General features: G+C 62.8%; 12 protein-coding genes. 3 read left to right on the forward strand and 9 right to left on the reverse strand.

The window, feature by feature from the left end; genetic code table 11:
* Positions 1-32: 32 nt before the first annotated feature.
* Positions 33-983: a hypothetical protein gene (locus SGJ19_23170; GenBank protein ID MDZ4783158.1), complete on the reverse strand. Its 951-nt coding sequence runs from the start codon at positions 981-983 to the stop codon at positions 33-35.
* A gap of 530 nt (positions 984-1,513) precedes the next feature.
* On the opposite strand from SGJ19_23170, the gene SGJ19_23175 reads away from it, so the two are divergent.
* Both SGJ19_23175 and smc read left to right on the forward strand, forming a co-directional pair.
* Positions 1,514-3,421, forward strand: a complete 1,908-nt coding sequence (locus tag SGJ19_23175) for a flagellar basal body P-ring protein FlgI (protein MDZ4783159.1) — start codon at positions 1,514-1,516, stop codon at positions 3,419-3,421.
* A gap of 122 nt (positions 3,422-3,543) precedes the next feature.
* Positions 3,544-7,158, forward strand: coding sequence for a chromosome segregation protein SMC (gene smc, locus SGJ19_23180; protein MDZ4783160.1), 3,615 nt, complete (start codon positions 3,544-3,546; stop codon positions 7,156-7,158).
* A 42-nt stretch (positions 7,159-7,200) separates the two neighbouring features.
* Here the strand turns inward: smc and SGJ19_23185 are convergent, their stop codons facing one another.
* Positions 7,201-9,402, reverse strand: coding sequence for a dockerin type I domain-containing protein (locus SGJ19_23185; protein ID MDZ4783161.1), 2,202 nt, complete (start codon positions 9,400-9,402; stop codon positions 7,201-7,203).
* Positions 9,403-9,802: 400 nt separating this feature from the next.
* Between SGJ19_23185 and SGJ19_23190 the strand changes: the two genes are divergently transcribed.
* On the forward strand, positions 9,803-10,927 hold the full coding sequence (locus SGJ19_23190; GenBank protein ID MDZ4783162.1) for a class I SAM-dependent methyltransferase: 1,125 nt from the start codon (positions 9,803-9,805) through the stop codon (positions 10,925-10,927).
* 92 nt (positions 10,928-11,019) lie between these two features.
* Here SGJ19_23190 and SGJ19_23195 read toward each other — a convergent pair whose 3' ends face one another.
* From SGJ19_23195 to leuS, 7 genes are all read right to left on the reverse strand, one after another.
* Entirely contained in the window at positions 11,020-12,129 is a 1,110-nt protein-coding gene (locus tag SGJ19_23195) for a methyltransferase domain-containing protein (GenBank protein ID MDZ4783163.1), read from the reverse strand.
* Positions 12,130-12,407: 278 nt separating this feature from the next.
* Positions 12,408-13,679 (reverse strand): beta-ketoacyl-[acyl-carrier-protein] synthase family protein, encoded by a 1,272-nt coding sequence (locus tag SGJ19_23200; protein ID MDZ4783164.1) that lies wholly within the window; start codon positions 13,677-13,679, stop codon positions 12,408-12,410.
* A gap of 331 nt (positions 13,680-14,010) precedes the next feature.
* The gene (locus SGJ19_23205; GenBank protein MDZ4783165.1) at positions 14,011-15,315 is read right to left on the reverse strand and encodes a polysaccharide biosynthesis/export family protein; all 1,305 of its coding nucleotides are present in this window, start codon (positions 15,313-15,315) and stop codon (positions 14,011-14,013) included.
* Between the two features lie 25 nt (positions 15,316-15,340).
* Positions 15,341-16,531, reverse strand: a complete 1,191-nt coding sequence (locus tag SGJ19_23210) for a hypothetical protein (protein ID MDZ4783166.1) — start codon at positions 16,529-16,531, stop codon at positions 15,341-15,343.
* 430 nt (positions 16,532-16,961) lie between these two features.
* Positions 16,962-17,951: a hypothetical protein gene (locus SGJ19_23215; GenBank protein MDZ4783167.1), complete on the reverse strand. Its 990-nt coding sequence runs from the start codon at positions 17,949-17,951 to the stop codon at positions 16,962-16,964.
* Between the two features lie 75 nt (positions 17,952-18,026).
* Positions 18,027-18,491, reverse strand: coding sequence for a hypothetical protein (locus tag SGJ19_23220; GenBank protein MDZ4783168.1), 465 nt, complete (start codon positions 18,489-18,491; stop codon positions 18,027-18,029).
* 300 nt (positions 18,492-18,791) lie between these two features.
* Positions 18,792-20,909 (reverse strand): leucine--tRNA ligase (leuS, locus tag SGJ19_23225; GenBank protein ID MDZ4783169.1); only part of this gene is annotated, 2,118 nt, incomplete at its 5' end.

Genomic DNA, 20,909 nt, shown 5'->3' on the forward strand with positions numbered 1-20,909 from the left:
GCGTATTCGAATTGTCGTACTGCGAGACCGAACTACTGTTGATAGCTCGGCGCGCCTTGCGGCGACGGATCATAGCTGGCCGGAGTTACGCCGGAGGCTGGCGCCGGACTGTAGTCCGTCGTCCCGCCTGGGCGATAAGGCTGAGCGGCCGGCTGCTGCTGATACTGAGGATACGACGTCTGAGTCGCCGGACCGTATCCGCTTTGTTGCGCGGGCGGCCAGGCTTCTTGTTGCTGCGGCGCCACCGGTTCATATCCGGTCGGTGCGGCGTTCGGATCTTGCGTGTATTGCTGGCCGCCGTCGTACTGCGTGGCGGCCGGGTAACGTGTGTTGTCCGCCATCTGAGCGGCGGGCGCGGCCTGCGGAGCGTACTGTTGCGGCTGCGAATAGCTCGAAGGCGCCGGGCCGTACTGCGCGCCCGGATCCCACGAGTTCATCGGCTGTTGAGCAGCAGGGGCGGCGGGCTGTGCGCCATACGCGGCCTGCTGACCGTACGCGGGCTGCTGCTGCGGATACGTCGCCGCAGCCGGTTGTTGCTGACCGGCGTCATAGTAGCCGACTTGCGGCGCCGCGGCGGGACCCGTGGGGCCAGCTGCATACGAGGCGGCGTCGTATTGCGTGTTCGGCGCCCCCGGGGAACCGGTCGACGGGGCCGTAGCCCAGGCGCCTTGAGAATTCTCGGCGCCGGTGTAGCTGGTCGGCATGCCGGCGTAGCCCGTGTTGTACTGTCCGCCTGCGCCGTAACCATTGTTCGCGACCGGCGCGCCGTAGCCGGGCGTCGCGCCTTGCGACGGCATCCAGGGACCGGCGGTCGACTCGGGACCGGTCGTGGCGTTGCTGGCCACGGCGGTGTCCTTATTGCGTCCGAATGACGGCCACTTCGGCTTCCAACTGAATTTACCCAAGCTGGAGGACTGGCAGCCAGTCGTGCTGACGGCCAGCAGCCCGACGATCGCGAGTGTGCGAGTGAACGAAGCTTGCATGGTACTGCGCCCTGGGGTTGTTGAGGGCCTCGCGGAGAATAGCGCCGTCGCCAAGGGACTTCCGTGTGCCGGTCGTGCCCTAGTCGTGTCGCGGCCCTCTTCCTTGAGGACAGGTGCTTGTTCGGGAACTTTCCTCTAGTTCGTCGCGCGGCGTGCCGGCAACGACCTAGAGTGCGGGGCTCATTTGTAGGTTATTCGGACATTGACGCCTGCGACCGTCAGCGAAACTTTGAGGTTCGCTCCGATTTTCCGGTGCGAAACCGCGCCGATGGGGCGTTTCGGGGCGGGATACTAGGGACACGCCACCGCGCGGTCAACGGCAGTCGTTGAGATTTCGCGATCTGGTGAACGCCTGCCTTTAGATTGCGAGAACGGTGTGCGTTTGATCTTGACTCGCCCGCGCGCCGGCGCTAGAGTCCGCCCCGATTTCCAGCTTTTTTGCGGGCGCGCTGTCGATTTCCCTGGCGGGTGGGAAGCGGCGCTTCCGCATCATCCGGGCAAGGATGCTCGGCGTAACTTCGGAGGGAGCCGTGGCCAGCTCATTCGCCCATTCCCTGACAATTCACTCGAGCGCCTTCGCGCGCCGCTCGGTTTGGTGCGGCGTTCCGCGCCGCCAATTCCTGGCCAGCATGTGCGGGCTCGTCGGTTGGACGATGCTCAGCGGTTGCACCGCGCCGGCGATTCGCACGCAAAGCCCGGAAGACGAAGAGCTGGAATCGAATACCCACCTGGTCGGCGAATACTCCGTGCCGTTTGGCATGGTGATTCAGAAGGTGGAAGGCATCGCGCTCGTCAATGGACTTCCGGGCACCGGCGGCGATTGTCCGCCATCGCCACAGCGCAATGCATTACTGCGCGACTTGCAATCACGCGGGGTGCCGAAGCCGCAGAGCGTGATGGATTCTCCCAGTACGGCACTGGTGTTGGTGCGCGGATTCATCCGCCCGGGAGCGCAACAGGGAGACAACTTCGATTTGGAGTTGCGATTGCCGACCAACAGCGAATGCACCAGCTTGCGCGGCGCCTGGATGATGGAAACACGGCTCACGGAATCGGCCTACATTGATGGCCAGGTCTACGACGGCCATTTGATTGGTCGCGGCGGCGGCCCGGTGCTGGTCGATCCGAATGCCGATAGCTCCGGCGACGATACGGCGATCAAGCGCGGCAAGGTGCTCGGCGGCGGCGTGTTGCTCAAGCAACGCCCGATCGGTTTGGCGCTCAAGCCGGAACATCAAAATCTGCGCACGAGCGCCGCCGTCGGCACGGCGATCAATCGCCGGTTTCACACGTTCCACAAAGGGCGTAAGGAACCGGTCGCCACGCCGAAGACCGGCGAATACGTCGACCTGTTGCTCCACGAGCGTTACAAACACAACGTGCCGCGTTACATGCAAGTGCTGCGAGCGATCCCGCTCCGCGAAACCTCCTCGGAACGTTTGGCCCGGCTGGCCTTGCTGGAACGGCAGCTCATGGATCCGATTACCGCTTCGACGGCCGCGCTGCGGCTGGAAGCGATCGGCAATGAGGGAGTCGACGTTCTGGAAAAAGGCATCGCCTCGCGTGATCCCGAGGTGCGGTTCTATGCCGCGGAAGCGCTGGCTTACCTTGACGAAGGCGCGGCCGCTCCGCCGTTGGGGCAAGCCGCGTTGGAAGAACCGGCCTTCCGCGTATTCGCGCTGACGGCGCTCTCCGCGATGGACGACTACGCAGCCTACGAAGAGCTGCGCAAGCTGCTCGACGTGCCCAGCGCCGAGACGCGCTACGGCGCGTTCCGTGCGATGTGGGCGATGAACGCCAATGATCCGCTGGTCCGCGGCGAGAAGCTGAGCGATCAGTTCAGCTACCACGTGCTGCACACCGGCGGCCCGCCGATGATTCACGCCACGCGCAGCTTCCGTCCGGAAATCGTGGTCTTCGGGCACGAACAGCGGCTCAAGACGCCGTTCAAGTTCGACGCCGCGCATAATAAGATCATGGTCTCCGGAGATCCTTCGGGCGTGGTGACCGTCACGCGTTTCGACGTCAACGGCGTCGATCAGAAGCGCGAGGTGGATACCACGGTGGACGCCGTCATCCGGGGGATCGTGGAACTGGAAGGCGACTACCCCGACGTAGTGCAAATCCTGCAGCAGGCCGCCCAAAGCGACTTGCTGACGGGCCGGTTCGAGGTCGACGCCCTGCCTGAGGCCAATCGCCGGTATGAGAACCGCGGCAACGACGACAGCGGCTCCGAGGAGGGCGAGGAATCGCTCGATTCCCGGGAAATCCAGGTTTCCAACCCCACGCCGGAGCTGTTCGCCCCCGCAGAAAAGAAGGAAAAGCGTAAGAAAAGCGAGGACGCGCACGGCATTTCCGGGCATCACGGGGAGAAAAAGCAGGTTAGCCGCTGGGAGGCTTTCCGTGATAAAATCATGCCTTGGTCCGCCGGCGATTAGCCCCTGGCGAGCGATTCGGAAAAATCGCCGCCCCCCCCCTCAAGGGACGGGTAGGAACAGCTTCTCGTCGCCGTCGGCAGCACCTCATTGCAATAGCAGACTGCCCTGGGCGTTTCGTCTCCATGCTCAAAGCGCTCGAACTCGCCGGCTTCAAGAGCTTCGCCGATAAAACGCGGTTCGAGTTTCACTCCGGCATCACGGTCGTCGTGGGGCCGAACGGCTCCGGCAAATCCAACGTCGTCGACGCCATCAAATGGGTGCTCGGCGAGCAAAGCGTGAAAAGTTTGCGCGGCAAGGAGATGGCCGACGTCATCTTCAACGGCTCGGCCAGCCGCAGTGCGCTGAATTCCTGCGAAGCGACGCTGACGTTCGACAATTCCCGGCGATTGCTGGCAGTCGATACGGACGAGGTGTACGTCACTCGCCGGGTGTATCGCAGCGGCGAAGGCGAATACCTGATCAACCGGCAGCCCAGCCGGCTCAAGGATATCCGCGAGTTGTTCTCTGGCACGGGCGTGGCGACGGAAGCGTACAGCGTCATCGAGCAGGGCAAAGTCGATGTGATGCTGCAATCGTCGCCGCGCGAGCGCCGGGCGATCTTCGAGGAGGCCGCCGGGATCAGCCGGTTCAAGGCCAAGAAGGTGGAATCGCTCCGCCGCTTGGAGCGCGTCGAACAGAACCTGTTGCGGCTCTCCGACATCGTCCAAGAAGTCGAAGGACGATTGAAGAGCGTGCGGCAACAAGCAGCCAAGGCCCGACGGCACAAGGAACATACCGACCGCCTGCAATCCCTGCGCACGCAAGTCGGCCTGGCCGACTGGCGGCATTTGTCGGAACGCATTGATGCGCTCCGCGAAGAGTTGCACGGGCTAGACGCCGATGTCGCGTCGGTCAGCGCCTCCGTGGAAACACAGGAAGCCGAGGCGTTGGCGCTCGACGTAACGCTGTCCGATGCGCACGAAGGAATCCGCGCGGCGGAGTTTCGTCTCGCGCAAAATCGTGAGCGGATTGCCGGCCAGGAATCGACCATCGATCAAGGCCGCGCGCGATTGCGGGACGTCGAGGAAGAAATTGCCCGGCGGCAACAGCAATTGGCCGCGATCAACCAGCGGGCCGTCGACCTACACTGCTTGTTGAATGAGACGCGGGCGGAACTGACCGCGGCGGAGCTGGAGCATACGGCGCTGTCCGCGCGGCTGTCGGACGACGAGAAGACCGCGGAGCTCGTGGTCCGCGACGCGAATGCTTCGCGTGAAGCCACCGAGCGGCTGCGATTGCAGTATATGGACCGGATGCGGCAGGGCGCCGCGATCGGCAATCAGATCAGCGGCGCCACTTCGCAACTCGATGGCTTGCGCGCTACGCAGCAACGGCGCGAGACGCAACTTGTCGAGTTGCTCGAACAACGCGAGAAGCTTGACGCGGAGCTTGAATCGCTCCGCGAACAGTTGGAGGAGCGCTTGGCGGCGGTCGAAACTGCGCGAGGTGCTGCCGACCAGGCCGACACGGACGTCGCCACGCTGCGCGAGCGCCGCGCCACGGAACAAGCGGAGCTGCATGCCACGGAAACGCAACACGCGGCGCTGTCGGAACGGTCCGGCGTCTTGTCCGAGCTGGAGAATCGCCTGGAGGGACTGACTTCGGCCGCGAAAGAGGTTTTGGTTCGCGCCCGGGCCGCGCTTGGCGGTCCGTTGAGTCAAATTCGCGGGTTGCTGGCCGATCAATTCGTGGTGGCGATGGAATACGCGCCGGCGATCGAGGCCGCGCTGGGAGAGCAATCGGGCTATCTGCTGGTCGAACCGAACGACGAATTCCGCGACTATCTTACCCGGGCTGACGCCCATTTCGCGGGGCGGATCGGCTTTATCCGCGTGGATCGTGCGAAGACCGTCGTCGATGACGATGCCATGTTTGCGGACGACCCCGGCGTCGTCGGGCGCGCGGACCGGTTGGTCGAGGCCTCGCCGGAATACGTGCCGTTGCTCTCACGCCTGCTGGGAACGACGTGGGTCGTGCGCGAATTGGCCGACGCGCTGCGACTCTCTGAGACGCATGGCGGACGTTGGAATTTCGCCACGCTGACGCGGGACGTGGTCGCCGCCGACGGCACGATGACGCTGGGCGCGCGCAAGGGCGCGACGGGCATCATCTCGCGCCGCAGCGAATTACGCGCGTTGGCGAAGCAACTCACGGACTTGCAATCGCGCGTCGGAGCGGAGCGGGAACGACTCGCCGCGACGGACAGTTCGATTCAGACCGCGGAACTCGCGGCCCGTGCGGCGCAACAGGCGCTGGGTGCGGCGCAAAGCTCGCTAGGGGAACATCGCACCAAGGTGCAATCGTCGCAGGAGCGCGCGCTCCAGGTCGATCGTCAATCCGGCGCGTTGGAACGCGAATTGGCCACCGGCGGAACACAGATCGCCGACGGCGAAGCCAAGCTCGCCAAATCGCGCGAGGAACTGGCCGGCATCGAGCGGCAGCTCGCCGACCAGGAGCAGGAGATCAGCGCGCGCAACGCCGAACGTGAAGCGTTGGAAGATCGACGTCGTGCTCAGGACCAGCAATTGACCGTCGTGCGGATCGATCTGGCCAAAAGCGACGAAAGGCTTCGTAGCTTGCGGGATCGTTTGCAACAGTTCGAAGTCGATCACGACGATCGCCGCACTTCGCTGGGCGAGCAGCATCGGCAGATCGCCTCCGGACGCGGACGGGCGGAGCAGATCGTGCGGTCGATCCTGGCCGCCGAAAGCGAAGTCGCCGGGTTGTATCTGCGTAAAGAAGAGTTTTCCCGAGACATCGTGCGGTTGCTTAACGAGACGGAATCGCACCGCCGACGGCGCGCGGCCTTGCAAACAGGCATTCAGGACGGCCGCTCCATGCAGCGGCAACTCGAGGAACGCGTACACAAGCGTCGGTTGTCGCTGGGCGAATTGCAGTTGGAGCGCGGCGCGATCGAAACGCGGCTCCGCGACGACTACGACATTGAGCTGGCCGCGTTGAGCGAAGCGATCGCCCATCAGCCGCAGGAAGAGCGCGAAGCGATTGATCGAGAAATTGCGGACTTGCGCCGTAAAATCAATTCCATCGGCGTCGTGAATTTAGCGGCGCTCGACGAGTTGGATGACTTGGAAACGCGGCATGCGCATCTGGCGGGGCAGTTCCGCGATCTCACGGAGGCGAAGGAATCGCTGGAGCAGATCATCCAACGAATCAACGCCGACAGCCGCAGACTGTTTGCCGAGACGCTGGACGCCGTGCGAGGCAATTTTCAAACACTGTTCCGCAAACTGTTCGGGGGCGGCCAGGCCGATATCGTGCTGGAAGAAGGCGTCGACATTCTGGAAAGCGGCGTCGAGATTGTCGCCAAACCTCCGGGCACGAAGCCGGCCTACATCGCACAGCTCAGCGGCGGCCAGCGGGCGCTCACCTGCGTGGCGCTGTTGATGGCAATTTTTCAGTTCCGTCCCAGCCCCTTCTGCGTGCTGGATGAAGTCGATGCGCCGCTGGACGAAGCGAATATCGAGCGCTTTGTCGGCGTCCTCAAGGACTTTCTCGCCTGGACGCAATTTATCGTCGTCACGCATTCTAAGAAGACGATGACCTGCGCGAGCACGCTCTACGGCGTGACAATGCAGGAATCCGGCGTGTCGAAACGCGTCAGCGTGCGCTTTCAGGATGTCAGCGACACGGGCGAGATTCTAAAGCCGGCCGATGAGGATGAGACGGCGGCGGCTTGAGAGTTGGAAGTTTTCAGTGTTCAGTTTTCAGTGAGATCAGACTCACGCAAGTTGCGCGCGGCGGCGAACGGTTTTGCGCGTCAGTTCCTGGTCCAGAGATGTATCGGACCAACTGCCGAAGACCGCATCGGTTGAGGCGGTCGTTCGTCGTGCGGAATTCGAGGCAAGTGACTGGCGGCGCTGTCGTTCGGCGCTGGAAACTGCGGCGATCGATGACGCGGCGGCCGGCGGTGGTTGCGATTGGATGGCTAGCGACTGGCGCTGCTTGTTCAGCACGTTGATCGTCTGCAAGGCGTCGAGCGCCGTCAGCTTGTTGTCGCCGTTCACGTCGTAGTACGGAGGCGGCTTCTGGCCTTCGTCTGGCGGCGGCAACGAGTGCGGGCCGTGCTTGTTGAGGCGATTGATGATGATTAACGCGTCGAGACCGCTGACAATGCCGTCGCCATTGACGTCATAGGGATTGTCGGGATTTCGCCACGGGTGGGTCGGTGCAAGCCCGACGCCCACGACGGCGAACTGGAACGGACCCTCGTCCGTGTCGTCCGTGTGGACGGTCACCGTTGCCGAGCGCATTCCCACTGCGGCCGGCGCGAAGCTGAGCACGAACGCGACGCTGTCGCCGGGATCGAGATAGTCCACGTCCAAATCGGCGACAGTGAATTCTCCCTCCTCACCGCCTTCCACCGTGACGCTCGGATCACCGGCGAACCGAAGCCGCCCGAAGCCGGCGTTGCGGATTACAAATTCGCGATTTGTGCGACCCTCGCCCGCCAGCGCTTCGCCCAGCCGCGTGCCGGCTTCCAGCGACGTTTCGGTCTCGCCATCGAGAATCGAACCGCCACTGCCGAGCACATCGATGTCGCCAACCGGGGCGAGCAACTGGATGCCTTGAAAGAAGACTCCGGCCGAGTCGCTTTGATCGCCGGACTCTGGCGTAGCGTCGACCTGATCTCCGAAGCCGGACCAGACAACGACGGCCACACCCTCGGGCGACATCTCCACGCTGGCGAAGGTCTGCGCGCCTGCATCCGTTGAGTTGATACTGAACTCGTCGCCAAAGGGCGCGCCGGTGCTGTCGAACTCTCGGGCGAGAATTCCTACATAGTGGGTTTCGTCTTCTTGAGCTTCGGAGCTGGTCCAGGCGACTAGGAAACTCCCGTCCCCGGCGGCCGCGACGCGACCGAGGCGTTGGTCTCCCTCGACGGTCGTGTTGACCGGCGTTAAAACTTCGTCGATTGGAGCGCCGCCGACGCTAAAGCGGCGGACAAAGATGTCGTGTGACGCGTCGATCTGGTGACTCGACTCCGCTTGCGTGTAGGCGACGACAAAGTTCCCCGAGGCGTCCATATCGAGCGAAGGCCATTTCCGCTCGTTCGTTGATCCGTCGTCGAAGGACAAATCGACCGGGGCTCCGCCATCCGCAGAGAAATACTGCCCGAGTACTTCGCTGCCCTGGTCGAGTGAGATTCGATCCACGACTGACCAGGCGATTGCGAGATTACCGTCGTTGTCGACATCAAGCGTGGGCGACTCCGTGAAGGCGCCGCCAGAAAAAAGCCGCGCTTCCGGGCCGTCGAGTGGCTGGCCGGTGGCGTCAAACCGTCGGAGCCAGACTCCCCCCAATTGGTCCGCCGCATCGCGGCCGGCCCAGGAAATCGAATACCCGCCGTCCGGCGAAGCGGCGACGGCCGGCGAAGTTTCCGCGCCGGACAGGTCGACGTTGACGCGCCATGGTTCGGCGTCGACTGCTTCGCCCGATGCGTCAAATCGACGAGCAAAAATGGCATCTTCGCCATCGAAAGGGGCGGAACAGGCGTCATCAAGGCCCAACGAACAACCGCGGTCGTACCAGGCCACCAGGAGCCCGCCGCCGGGCAGCGTGGTGATCGCGGCGTTGTTCTGGTCGCCGGCGCCGTCAGTCGAAACGCGCAGCAAGTCATTGTCTGGGAGCGGTTTGCGATCGGCGCCAAAACGCCGAATGTAGACTTCGTCTCCCAGTCCATCTTCGCCATGACTGGTATAGGCTACCGCGAAACTTCCGTCGTCGTGGACCGCGACCGCCTGATCGGTGAATTCGGTCACGGACTGTGGGTACAGCGCCGCCTGCTCGAATGGCGAGACCAGGGTTTCACCGCCAAGTGGGAATCCGGTCAGCAGGTGACGGACCTCGAGCGCTTCCAGCCGCAGGGGGCTAGCGCCGCGCCCGCGAAATTCGCTCCATCGAGTTCGCCTGAAGATCCGCATGTCCGACCCTGACAACGCAGCCGATTATTCGTCCGCCAATGCGAAGTGGTTCGCCCAACCTGCCGTCATCTTAGAGAATTTCTGCGGGTTACGCTCGGGGCGGATAAGTTACCGCGCTGGATTTCCTGTCTACCTCACGTGCCTCCGCAAAGGATTCACGCACCACAAGCGCGCAATTCCACCTCGCGCCGCGTTAGACGATGCGAATGCGAATAAAGTTCCGCAACGATCCGTGCATTCGTTCCGAGCGGAGCGACCGGTCTAGCTTCTCCCGTATGTGCCAGTTGCGCCAGGGGTTACCGCGCGAGCCATGGAAATGCACGGATGGCCGCGACCCGGTCGAAAACGTCTAGGTAAGCTTCGTCATGGCGGTCCCCCACGGTCACGGAACGACCTCGCGATGCATCCGGAATTTTTGCCCAACTATCGCAGCCCCGACGGCAGTGGTCCGCTGGAGCTGGTCGAAGTCTTGGAATGGCGTAACGGAGAAGTAATCCGTGGACGGCTGCGGTCGCGCCGCACGGGCGCGGAGTTCCCCATTGAGGACGGCGCCCCGCGATTGATCGTCCCCGAGGAGTTGACTCCCGCGCGGGCGGTCGACCAGCGGCAAATCGATCTCTCAGACCAACAGATCGATCGCTGGATTGCGGAGCAAACGCTCTCGCCAGAACTGACTGACGCGATTCGCATCCACGACGAGGAAAAGTTCGCCCGGACGGAGTTTCTGTTCCAGGCGTTCGATTACGATTCCCCCGGCGAGAAGTACGTGCTCGACTTGGGATGCGGCGATCCCTCGCTGACGCTCCGCTTTGCGCAACTGGGCTTCCGTTGCTTTGCGTTGGACTTCGCTCCCTACCGGCTGTGCCACAATGGCGGCCGCTACATCGAAGACAGCGGGCAACATTTTGAGCGCGTAGTGGCGCTGATGAGCCGGCTGCCGTTTCCGGATCGGATGTTCGACCTGGTGTTCGTGAGCGCAGCCTTGCACCACGCCACGCCGAATCGCGAGGACGAGTTCGAGTGGTATAACCCACGGAACATGTTCGACACATTGCGCGAAGTCAAACGCGTGCTGAAACGGCACGACGAAGGCGGGCGATTTATCGCGGCGGGCGAAGGCGTCTATCCCGACGACATGCCGGTCTCCGAGCGTCCGCTGGAAAAGGTCGCGAAGGTCAACGGCTGCTACGAATCGCATTACACGATGGCCGAATACCTGTCGCAGTTCGAGGCCGCCGGCATTTACCCGATGTTCTTCGCCAACCAGTTAGACCGCCGGCTCTATTTCGACGGCTACCTGCCCGACGGGACGCGGTTGCCGTTGCTGCGCCCGGACGACGGCGTCACCATGGATCAACTCTGGCGGATGCGCCACCTATGTCGCCGCAATGCGACGGCGGCGTCGTTGCGCGAAGTGCTGCCGGACTGGATGCACTTTCGCCGGCTCTATCCGTGGAAACTTCATGAGCCAGCCGGTTGGTTACCTTCAGCACATGAATACTGGCGGCTGCGGCTGTCGGCATAGCCTCGTGAAAGTGGAGGCTCTTCTGTAGCCGAGGTCTGTGACCTCGGCTACAGAAGCGCACTATGCATGCCCAAGTATGGTTCGAAAATGCACTACGAATCGCACTTTTCGGACGCGGTCAGCACGGCGTCGGCGTAGCGGCGGGCGAACGGATTTCGCAGCGAGAGTGATTGCGCGACGAAGTTCGGCAATTGGGGCCGCGAGTATTGGCTGGCGAGGATCGTCGTCTCCCATTTGTTGTGCAAGAAGACGTGATGCACCCGGAAGCCGACGCTCGCCAGGTCGCGGCGCAGTTGGTCCGGATCGAATCCGAGTCCGGGAGCGTTGTGGAATTCCGCCAGTCGATTGTGCTGTTCCAATTCCTTCGTGCCGCGCGCAAAGCGCTTCTTGCGCGCGCCTGGAATGAAGCGGTAGAGATGTCCGCGTGAGCGGTAGAGCCACATCGCCAGCGGCCCGTAGTTGGCGGCGTGCTTATTGGGATCGAAATCGGTCACCAACGCACCGTGGTTGCGAAGCACGCGGTACGATTCCCCCATGAAGCGTTTCGGATCGTACAGGTGATGCAGCAGGGAATAGCCCGTGATCAGGTCGAACTGATTGTCCGCGAAGGGGAGTTTCTCGGCGTCGCCCAGGATGCCGAGGTAACCCTTCGACTTGGTCTTGCGGAGCGCCTGCAACGAGATGTCGCAGCCGATCTTCGTGGCGAACGCGGAGTCGCTCGTGCCTTCCAGCACATTGCCGGGACCGCAGCCGACGTCCAGATGCCGGCCAGGGCGCTGCAAATGCAGTTGCCCCAGGACGCTTTCCAGCCGCTGCGACGTGGCCGTGTTGGCGTGAATTTTTTTGTTCTCGTATTCCTCGATCACCCGCTCATAGACAAAGTGATTCGCCGATTTCACATCCTGCTCGGCGGCCTTCGCACGATCGACGGCCTCAGTTTCAGCGCTTCCCTTGAGCAACGACTCGCGTAATACGTCCGACCAGAGGACCGGAATTCCGTCCGTCAGCACTGGATAGGCGCGCTGGCAGCGTTCGCACTTGAGCGCCCCCGGAAGGGGGTCGTTAAGCCGCTGGCGCACCATGTCGGGGAAATGGACATCCGTGGTCACGCATTCCAACGGGCCGTGGCACTCGGGGCAAACGGAGAGCGCCATCAACGTCCGGAGTTGCGTATCCTCGGACAGGGGGCAGGCAGTCGACATGAGCGTTCTCGAAGGCGATGAAGTTTCAGCCGGCAGCGGGCTCTTGAACTCGTTTCCCTGGCCAGGATTCGCAAGATTTAGTTGCGGAATCCCCTGTCGAACTGGTAATTCAAGAGCGCCAGGCGGCACCGTCCGCGCATTCGCCACCCCCTGCGAAAGCTAGACCCCACTCAAGTTTGCCATGGCAGTTGCTGGGTTTCAAGCCGGGACGTGGCGCGGGCACTGTAAATCGGCCTCCCACGGCGCAACTGGCAATGGTGCGAGGATTTTGATGGGAGCTAGTGGCTGCTACCGGCCAAAGCGATTGCCACCGCTTGACCGGTGCGGGCATAGTTCAGCGTTACAGCCCGCGCCGCTGCGCCGATGAGCGGTTGATCCGCGACCACATTTACCGGACACGATGGATCCGGCCGCTCGAAGTTCAGAGTCGTGGGAACCAAATCATGTTGAAACGCGAGGATCGTGGCCAACAGTTCCACGGCGCCGCCACCGGGCCCCAAATTGCCGAAGTAGCTGGACGGGGCCGTAACTGGGAGGTCACCGAGCGTGGCGCGAATTGCGTCTGCCTCCATCGCGTCGCCGGACCGCGTGCTCGCGCCATGCGCATTTAAGTGCCCTAACTCCTTGGAATCCCATCGTGCTGCCGCCAGTGCGCCGCAAAGCACGCGCCGGATCGCGTCGCCGCGCAATGGGCGACTCGGTGTGACGGGTTCGAAAGCGCTCGAAGCGCCCATGAACCGCGCCAATACCGGCGCATGACGCGCCGCGGCCGAAGCGGCCGTCTCCAGCACGAACGCCGCGGCCCCTTCGCCATGTACGCGTCCGTCGCGATCGCTGTCAAAAGGGCGGCACGCTTTTTCGGGCGCAGCGTTGCGCTGGGAAGCATCGAGTTGTTGGGAACGCACAAAAGCCGTTGCCGACAGCCAACTGCCAACGCCGCCGGCAATCATTGCGTCGGCCTGCCCGCGTTCGATAACGTGGGCGGCTTCGGCGAGTGCCATCAAGGACGAGGCTTCGCCGAGGGTGATCGAGTTGTTCGGACCGCGCGCGTCGTGGGCAATGCCGATGTGGCACGCCGGCATGTTGGGCAGGTATTTCAACATCCAGAGCGGAAAAATCTCGCGCATCGCCGCTTCTCCCCAGCGACGGATATCAAAGCGACGATCCATGGCGCTGGCGCGATACGCCGACTCAATCTCCTCGGGCGGCGTGTGCATCAATTCCGCGCCGAAGATGACGCCCAGTCGTTCCGGGTCGACGGCGCCCGGGGTCAGCGCCGCATGCCGCGTCGCCATCCCGGCCGCGGCGACCGCGAACTGAATTTCGCGCGACATCACCTTGAGGCTTTTGCGCGGCGTAATGTACTGTTTGCCATCGAAATCGGTGATCTCACCGCCGAAATGGACTGGCAGCCCGTTCGTCGGAAATGCGGCCACCGGCTTCACGCCGCTGCGGCCGCTGAGCAGGGAATTCCAGAAGGCGTCAACGCCGATGCCAATCGGGCTAACCACGCCGAGGCCGGTGATGACGACTTCCCTGATGGACGACATGGCGATTCGCGGCGTTCTGACTTCGAAGGCCATCCGGGCCGGGAAACGCTCCTTGCTGCAGTACTAAAAAACCGACTCTTGGTCGGATGCAATTCTGGATTCTTGTCTTCAGTAGCCGACCTCTGTGAGATCGGTGGAGTTGACGCGTTTTGGGATTCGACGGCCGAGGTCACAGACCTCGGCTACAGAAGACGCATCGTAAACCGACGGCGGACAACTATTAGTGTGTGCTCAAGGTTCCATTCGCGGCAAGGGCGCTCGGGTTGGCCGAAGTTCGACCGTTCAGGTGCGCAATTCGCTGTTTTGATGACGGCGGCGGTTTTGAAGGCCGCTAGATCGACCCCAATTTTGCAAAGTTCACTGCCACGCCCTGAAACGGGACGACGCCGTAGACGCCGCGGGTGAACACCAGGTTGATGATATCGTCGGCTACCAGCATGGCGCTCTTGGGAACGACGACGATGTCCGAGTCGTTCAGCCAGATCTCGTCCGCGGGACAGGGGCGGTGAGCGTACAACGCCCCGCGCAGGTCGAGCATCGTGGCGATCAAGCGCCAATCGTCGGCGCGCCGGAACACGACCACCTGGCGCAGATTCGCTCCGACGTTCCAGCCTCCGGCCAGCGCGATCGCTTGCAGCGACGTGGTCGGCCCCTCCAAGGTGAACCGGCCGCCGCTTTTTACTTCGCCCACGACAAAGACGTAGCGCGGCGCCCGCTGCTCGAGTACCGGCGTGACTTCGATGCCTTCGATTTCCTGGTCGTACCGCGCGTCGATTTCCCGCTTCAGCTCGCCGAGCGTCAGCCCCTGTGCCCAGACGCTGCCGATCGCCGGCAACGCGATGGTGCCTTCCGGCGTCACCTTGGCCGAACGCGTCTGGCCGCCGAAGCCGAACCGGCTGTCGACCGTGGCGCGGAGATCTTCCAGCTTGGTATTCACCTTCGTCGGCGTCACGGTGACGGCGGGCACCGGGTAGAACTTCTTGTAGAGTTCTTCCAACTCATCGCGCAGCTGCGTGACGTTTTTTCGCGTGGCGCGCACCTGCCCCAACAGCTTGAGCGTGACCGTGCCGTCGGGCAGGATGATCACCGTGCGGTTGAGTTCCTTGTCCGTCACCGATTCAATGCTCAGCTCGTCGCCGACATTAAGTTGATACGGATGCGCACTTTCATCGCGCGTCACGCGGTACACGAGCGACAGCAAATCATCGACGCGCAGCCGATATTCCGGCACATGTGCTTCGCGGGCATGCCCCACGTATTCGCCTTGCGCGTAGGCCTGCCACTCGATCAATCGCATCGACTCCCAACCCGATTCGCCGCAGTTGCCGTCCGCCGTGCAATCGACGCCGTTGATCGCATGGGGCGCTGCCGGGCCGAGCGCCTGGCAGAGTTGCACGTTTCGATCCGCGATGTTGGCGCTCGGACTCGTCGTTCGCGTCAGCGCCGCCCACATTGGTTTGCCGGTGTGATCGACAGGCCAGCGCAATGGCGTCTGCGACGACGCCGTGGATCGCGGAGCGCTGGACGGCTGCCGGCCCGACGAGACGGACCAACTCGTCAGGCCTAGGCCAGCCAGCGAAACAATCGCGACGGCGAACGTCGTCAGGCAGTTTTGGCGACTTAACTTGATACGCATCGAGGACGATCCTTCGATCAGGTTACTATTTCGCGGTGTTCGTCGACTTCCACGGCCACCATCCGCGCGTAGCGCTCGGCGACGCATCTTGGACAGCCGGCGATTCTTTCGCCGTGACCGCGGACGGCGCGGCGGTCGGTTGATTGTTCAGGAATTGCTCGTGTTTCGCGGCCGTCATCGAATCGGGCTTGACCCATTCGACTTTCACCGCCGTCGACGGCGCCTTGACGCCAGCCTTGGGCGTCACAGCCGCCAGCGCCGCTTTCGCTTCTTGCTCGGCGCGCGCGGCGAGGTCGTTTTCGCCGAGTCGCTTGTGCGCCTTCGCCAGGTTGGCCCACGCTACAGGGCTTTCTTGCGATTCCAAGCTTTGCAGAAATAGGTTTCGCGCCTCGGACCAATTCCCTTTCGCCGCCATCAACGTGCCGAGATCGTTGGCGGCCATGTGATTTTGCGGGGAGGCCAACAGCGCGGCCTGAAAGTAAACCATCGCCTCGGCTTCCGTGGAGCTGAGACGTTCGCCACGCTCGCCCGCCATCGCGGCCGACAACTTGCCGAGCCCGTGCAGCGCCATCGACCCGGCCAACTCACGGCCGGAGCAGACGCCTAATTGTTCGCGGGCATACGTGTAGTAGCGTTGCCGTGCGACGAGCGGCGTCACACCTTCCAACGGTTCGTAGCGATAGACCGGCGTAGCATGGGCCGTGACGAGCATCGACACGTCGAGGTGGGCTTCCAGACTCGCGCCGCGCGGAACAAAATCCTCGGCTTCGTCGAGCGCCCGCATGCCGGCGGCCAGCGCGGCGCTATGGGCGTTGACGCTTTGTTCCACGTCGAGCGCTTGGGAAAGCGTCCGCAAAGCATGAATGAATTCTTCCCGAGCGGAGAAGTAAGCGCGGCGGCCGGCCAGGTCGAAGCCACGGCGCGTATGCGCGTCGGCTTCTTGCGCGACCAGTTCCATCGCCTCGGTATGCCCGGCGTCAAACGCCGTGATCTGCGATTGGCCGCGTGCCTCGCGGGAATCGAGCCCTGGCGGATCCTCCAGCGGCAAGTCGATGGATTCGCGAGCGAAATTCTCATGGCGGGGAATCGGCTGCAGTGTTTCGGTTCCCCAGGGCGTCAGCGCGATGGCTTCGATGTGTCCCGTTAGCGCGGCGGGCGGCTCGGCGGCAAAGGCCGGAGCGGCGCTTCCCAGGCAGCAGAAGACGGCGCCGCGCAACCAACCGGGCGCTCGTGTCGCGGAAGCGGGACGCCTCGTCGGAAAGTTCCTTCCACCGCCGTGCCGCATAGGACAGTACGCTCCTTCGCTCATCCATGACCTGCCCGCGTGAATTCGCAGGGCTTCATCGCGACGTAGCATCATCCACGTCGCGACATACGTTCGATCGTCACGCCGCAATCTACGCAATCAACCAATTCACATTACATTGACGCGCGAACTCACCACGACGATGGCACAGTCGGCATGCCGCGCCGCACCGCTGAACTCGGCATGTCGCGCGACAATGGACTATGCGGAAAGACCCGCCAGGTCGCAGAGATTTCGTAGGTCAGGCTTTCCAGCCTGACGCCCGCTTTGTACGCATTTCAAAAAATGCGTTTGAACCTGTCAGGCTGGAAAGCCTGACCTACGGGATGGCCCAATGCCGTTAAAACAGCCGCTTCTGCCAGGCTCTGCCCAGCGGATAGGCCTCGTGGCCCGCTTCACACAAACGATCGACAAAGCTTTCCGGACCGTGCGTACAGTAAATCACGCGCGGCTGGACGCGTTCGACCGCCTCGAACAACTCGTCAAAGTCGGCATGATCCGAAATCGGCAGCGCGTGATCGACGCCCTGCCGATAGCGCGTGGACTCGTCGATCGACCAGCCGGTAACGGCGAACTTGACCGGCGCGATGAAGTCGAACGCCGCCCCCGACCTCCGGCTCCGCGGCGGCACGATCGCCACGGCGGGCTGATTGCAGTTCTCGGGCGTCAACAATTCGTAAGGGCCCAGGTCGACGCCGCATTGGTGATACACCTGGCTGACCGCGGCGATCGACGGATGCTGCCGCACCAACAACCCGCGGTCGGTCAGCAACCGCGTGATCTCTTGCGCCTTCCCCAGGGCATAGGCGTACACCACGGCCGGACGCCCCGCGTCGAGCGTGATGCGAATCAGCCGCTCGAACTTGTCCAGCACCTCTTCACGCGGCGGCATCCGATATCGCGACACGCCGTAGGTGGTTTCCATGACCAGGACGTCGGCGTGCGGCAATTCCGCCGCCTCGGCCGTCGCACTGGCGCCCAGCTTGAAATCGCCTGTATAGAGCAGCGATTGATCGCCGTCTTCGGCCAGCAACATCGCCGAGCCCAAACAATGCCCGGCTGGATACGTTGTCAGTCGCACGTCGCCGAACTCCAGCGGTTGGCGATACGGCATTTCCATCACGGGGCCGCCGCTCATCCGCAGGCGATACAACAAACCGGTGGCCGGCGTGCAGAGCGCCATCTCGTGCCGCGCCATGTGATCGGAATGCGCGTGCGAGATAAAACCGCGCGGCTGACGATGCGTGGCGTCAACCGCGAGGCTTGCTCGAGTAATCTTCAGCGCCCGGTCGTAGTGAAACATCGAGCAGCAACTGTAGAAAGTCGCCATAGAGCCAGCAGCGTCAGCGCCTGGAGCGCACCGCCCACGGCGACGCCACCGAAGATTCTCGCCGAGCGCGAGCGATCAGTCGCCCACCCATTCGGCGGCCTGAGCGGAATTCGGCGAACGCTCGGAGTCCGCTTGCATGCAACGCTGTTTGACCAGCACGGCGTTGAACTCGTCGCCCAAGTCTTGCCAGAAATCGTCCTTGCGGAATGACACCGGCGAAACGTCTTCGCCACGCACCAAACCCCGCAATCCGTCGCGGACGCGGACCAGCGGCCCGCAGAAGCGATTGCTGAGCCGTACGATGTCCGTCGCCAGGAACGGCAACAACAAACACGACGCGGCGAACATCGGCACGCAATCGAACCAGAGATTGCGCACATGGGTGATAAACGGCGCCGGCGTATGCGTCAGCACGCGCCAGCCGAGCATCAGCACCGCCACGGCGAACATATAAAACGCCCAATAGGCGATCACCCGCGCCAGCAAGGCGCCTTGTACTTTGGGATCGACGAACAACTGGCGCCGTTTGGCCTTAAACATCCGACCTGCCCTCGGATTGACTCAGCCGATACATCAAGGAAGCATAGCTCACCCTATGCGACGATTCCGGTTCGGTCAATCGGTCGGGTCGTAACATTTAACGGACTGCGGCGAAATGCTAGCAGCTGGTTAGTAGCGCGGGTGCCTGGGGCAGGGGCAAAGGAGATGTGGCCGCAATGGCAAAAACACTGGGGCTTCGTTTGAGTTGCTAGCAGAACATCACGATACCCCAGCTCCATCGGCGTGGTTTCTTTATTCGCTTGCCCCAGCCCCAGGCACCCCGCGTCGAACGGCAAATCGTCATTTCACCACAAAATTCACCATCCGCTTCGGCACCACGACCACTTTCACGATCGTTTTGCCGGCCAGGTTTTCCGCCACTTTCACGTCGGCCCGGGCGGCGGCCTCCAAGGCGGCCTGGTCGGCGTCTGCCGGGACCATCACCTGGGCGCGGAGTTTCCCGTTCACCTGGACGGGGATCTCGATCGTGTCGTCCTTGAGCCACTTTTCCTCGGCCGTCGGCCAGGGCTCGTAGGCCAACGTCTTCGGATTGCCGAGCACCTGCCAAAGCTCTTCGGCCAGGTGCGGGGCGAACGGCGAGAGCAGCAGTGCGAACGTCGCCATGGCGCTCTTGGGGCGCACGTCGCACTTCAGGAAGAAGTTGGTGAACTCCATCATCTTGGCGATGGCCGTATTGAACTGCATCCGCTCGATGTCTTGCGTGATGCCATGTACCGTGCGGTGCAACACGCGGTTCTGCTCATCGGTCGGGGCGACGTCCTGGAGCGCGGCGTTCAACTCGATCTGCTCGGCGCGGTCATTGACCATCATCCGCCACACGCGATCGAGAAACCCGCGCACCCCGTTCACGCCTTCGGTGCTCCACGGTTTCGAGGCTTCCAGCGGCCCCATGAACATTTCGAACAGCCGCAACGAATCCGCGCCGTACTCCTGCACGACGTGATCCGGGTTCACGACGTTACCGCGGCTCTTCGACATCTTGAACGCGCGGCCGGTCTCCGCTTCGACTTCACCGAGAATCATGCCCTGATTCACCAGCTTCTGAAACGGCTCCTTCGTCGTTACAAAGCCATGATCGAAGAGCACCTTGTGCCAGAAGCGCGCGTAGAGCAGGTGCAGCACCGCGTGCTCGGCGCCGCCGATGTAGAGATCGACCGGCATCCACGCCTTTTCAATCTCGGGGTCGATGAATCGCTCGCTGTTCTTCGGATCGAGAAATCGCAGGAAATACCAGCACGAGCCGGCCCATTGCGGCATGGTGTTGGTTTCGCGCTTGTAACGCTTCCCATCCAGCGTGATGTAAAGCCAATCCCGCGGCGCTTCTTCCAGTGGCGGATCCGGCCGCCCGTGCGGTTTGAAGTTGGGCATGTCCGGCAACAACACCGGCAAGTCCTTCGCGTCGACCGCGCGTAGCCGCCCGGTAAAATTGCCCTCGGCATCCAATTCATGCAGAATCGGAAACGGCTCGCCCCAGAAATGCTGCCGGCTAAAGAGCCAGTCGCGCAGCTTGTAGTTCACGGCGCTGCGACCGAGCCCTTGCGCCTGCAAGTCCGCGGCGATGCGTGGCTTGAACTCCGCCGTGGGCAGCCCGTTGTACTTGCCCGAGTTGATGGCCGTGCCCGTCGTCGCAAAGACTTCCTTGCCGGCAAGCACCGCGCTGCGATTGACATCCGCAGCGTCGCCGGGATCGACCACCGCCTTGATCGGAATGCCGAACTTTTCCGCGAATTCAAAATCCCGCGTATCATGCGCCGGCACCGCCATGATGGCCCCGGTGCCGTAGCTGATCAGCACGTAGTCGGCGACCCAGATCGGCACCGGTTCGCCGTTCACCGGGTTCAATGCGTACGAACCGGTGAAGACGCCGTTTTTGTCTTTTGCCAGGTCGGTGCGGTCGAGGTCGCTTTTGAACTGCGCCTGATCACAATAGGCTTTCACCCGCGCTGCTTGCGCCGGCATCGTGAGCCGTTTCACGAGCGGATGTTCCGGCGCGATCACCATGTACGTCGCGCCGAAGAGCGTATCGGGTCGCGTGGTGTAAACGCGGACCACGTCCTCGCCCGGTTGCTTGGGCCAGCCGGACGTGCCTCGCGCCGTGGTCCATTGATCAAACGCCGGGCGGATCGGCAGCCCTTCACGGCGATCTTCCTCCGCGCCAATGAAGAAATCGACCTCGGCCCCGGTGCTGCGGCCGATCCAGTTGCGCTGCAACGCCTTGATGCTCTCCGACCAATCGAGCCCTTCGAGATCGTTTTCCAGCCGATCGGCGTAGGCGGTGATCCGCAACATCCATTGCCGGAGCGGAATCCGCATCACCGGATGCCCGCCACGCTCGCTCACGCCCTGCACCACTTCTTCGTTGGCCAAGGCGGTCCCCAAGTTCGGGCACCAATTCAC

It is taken from the genome of Planctomycetia bacterium (genome assembly GCA_034440135.1).
Taxonomy (GTDB): Bacteria; Planctomycetota; Planctomycetia; order Pirellulales; family JALHLM01; genus JALHLM01.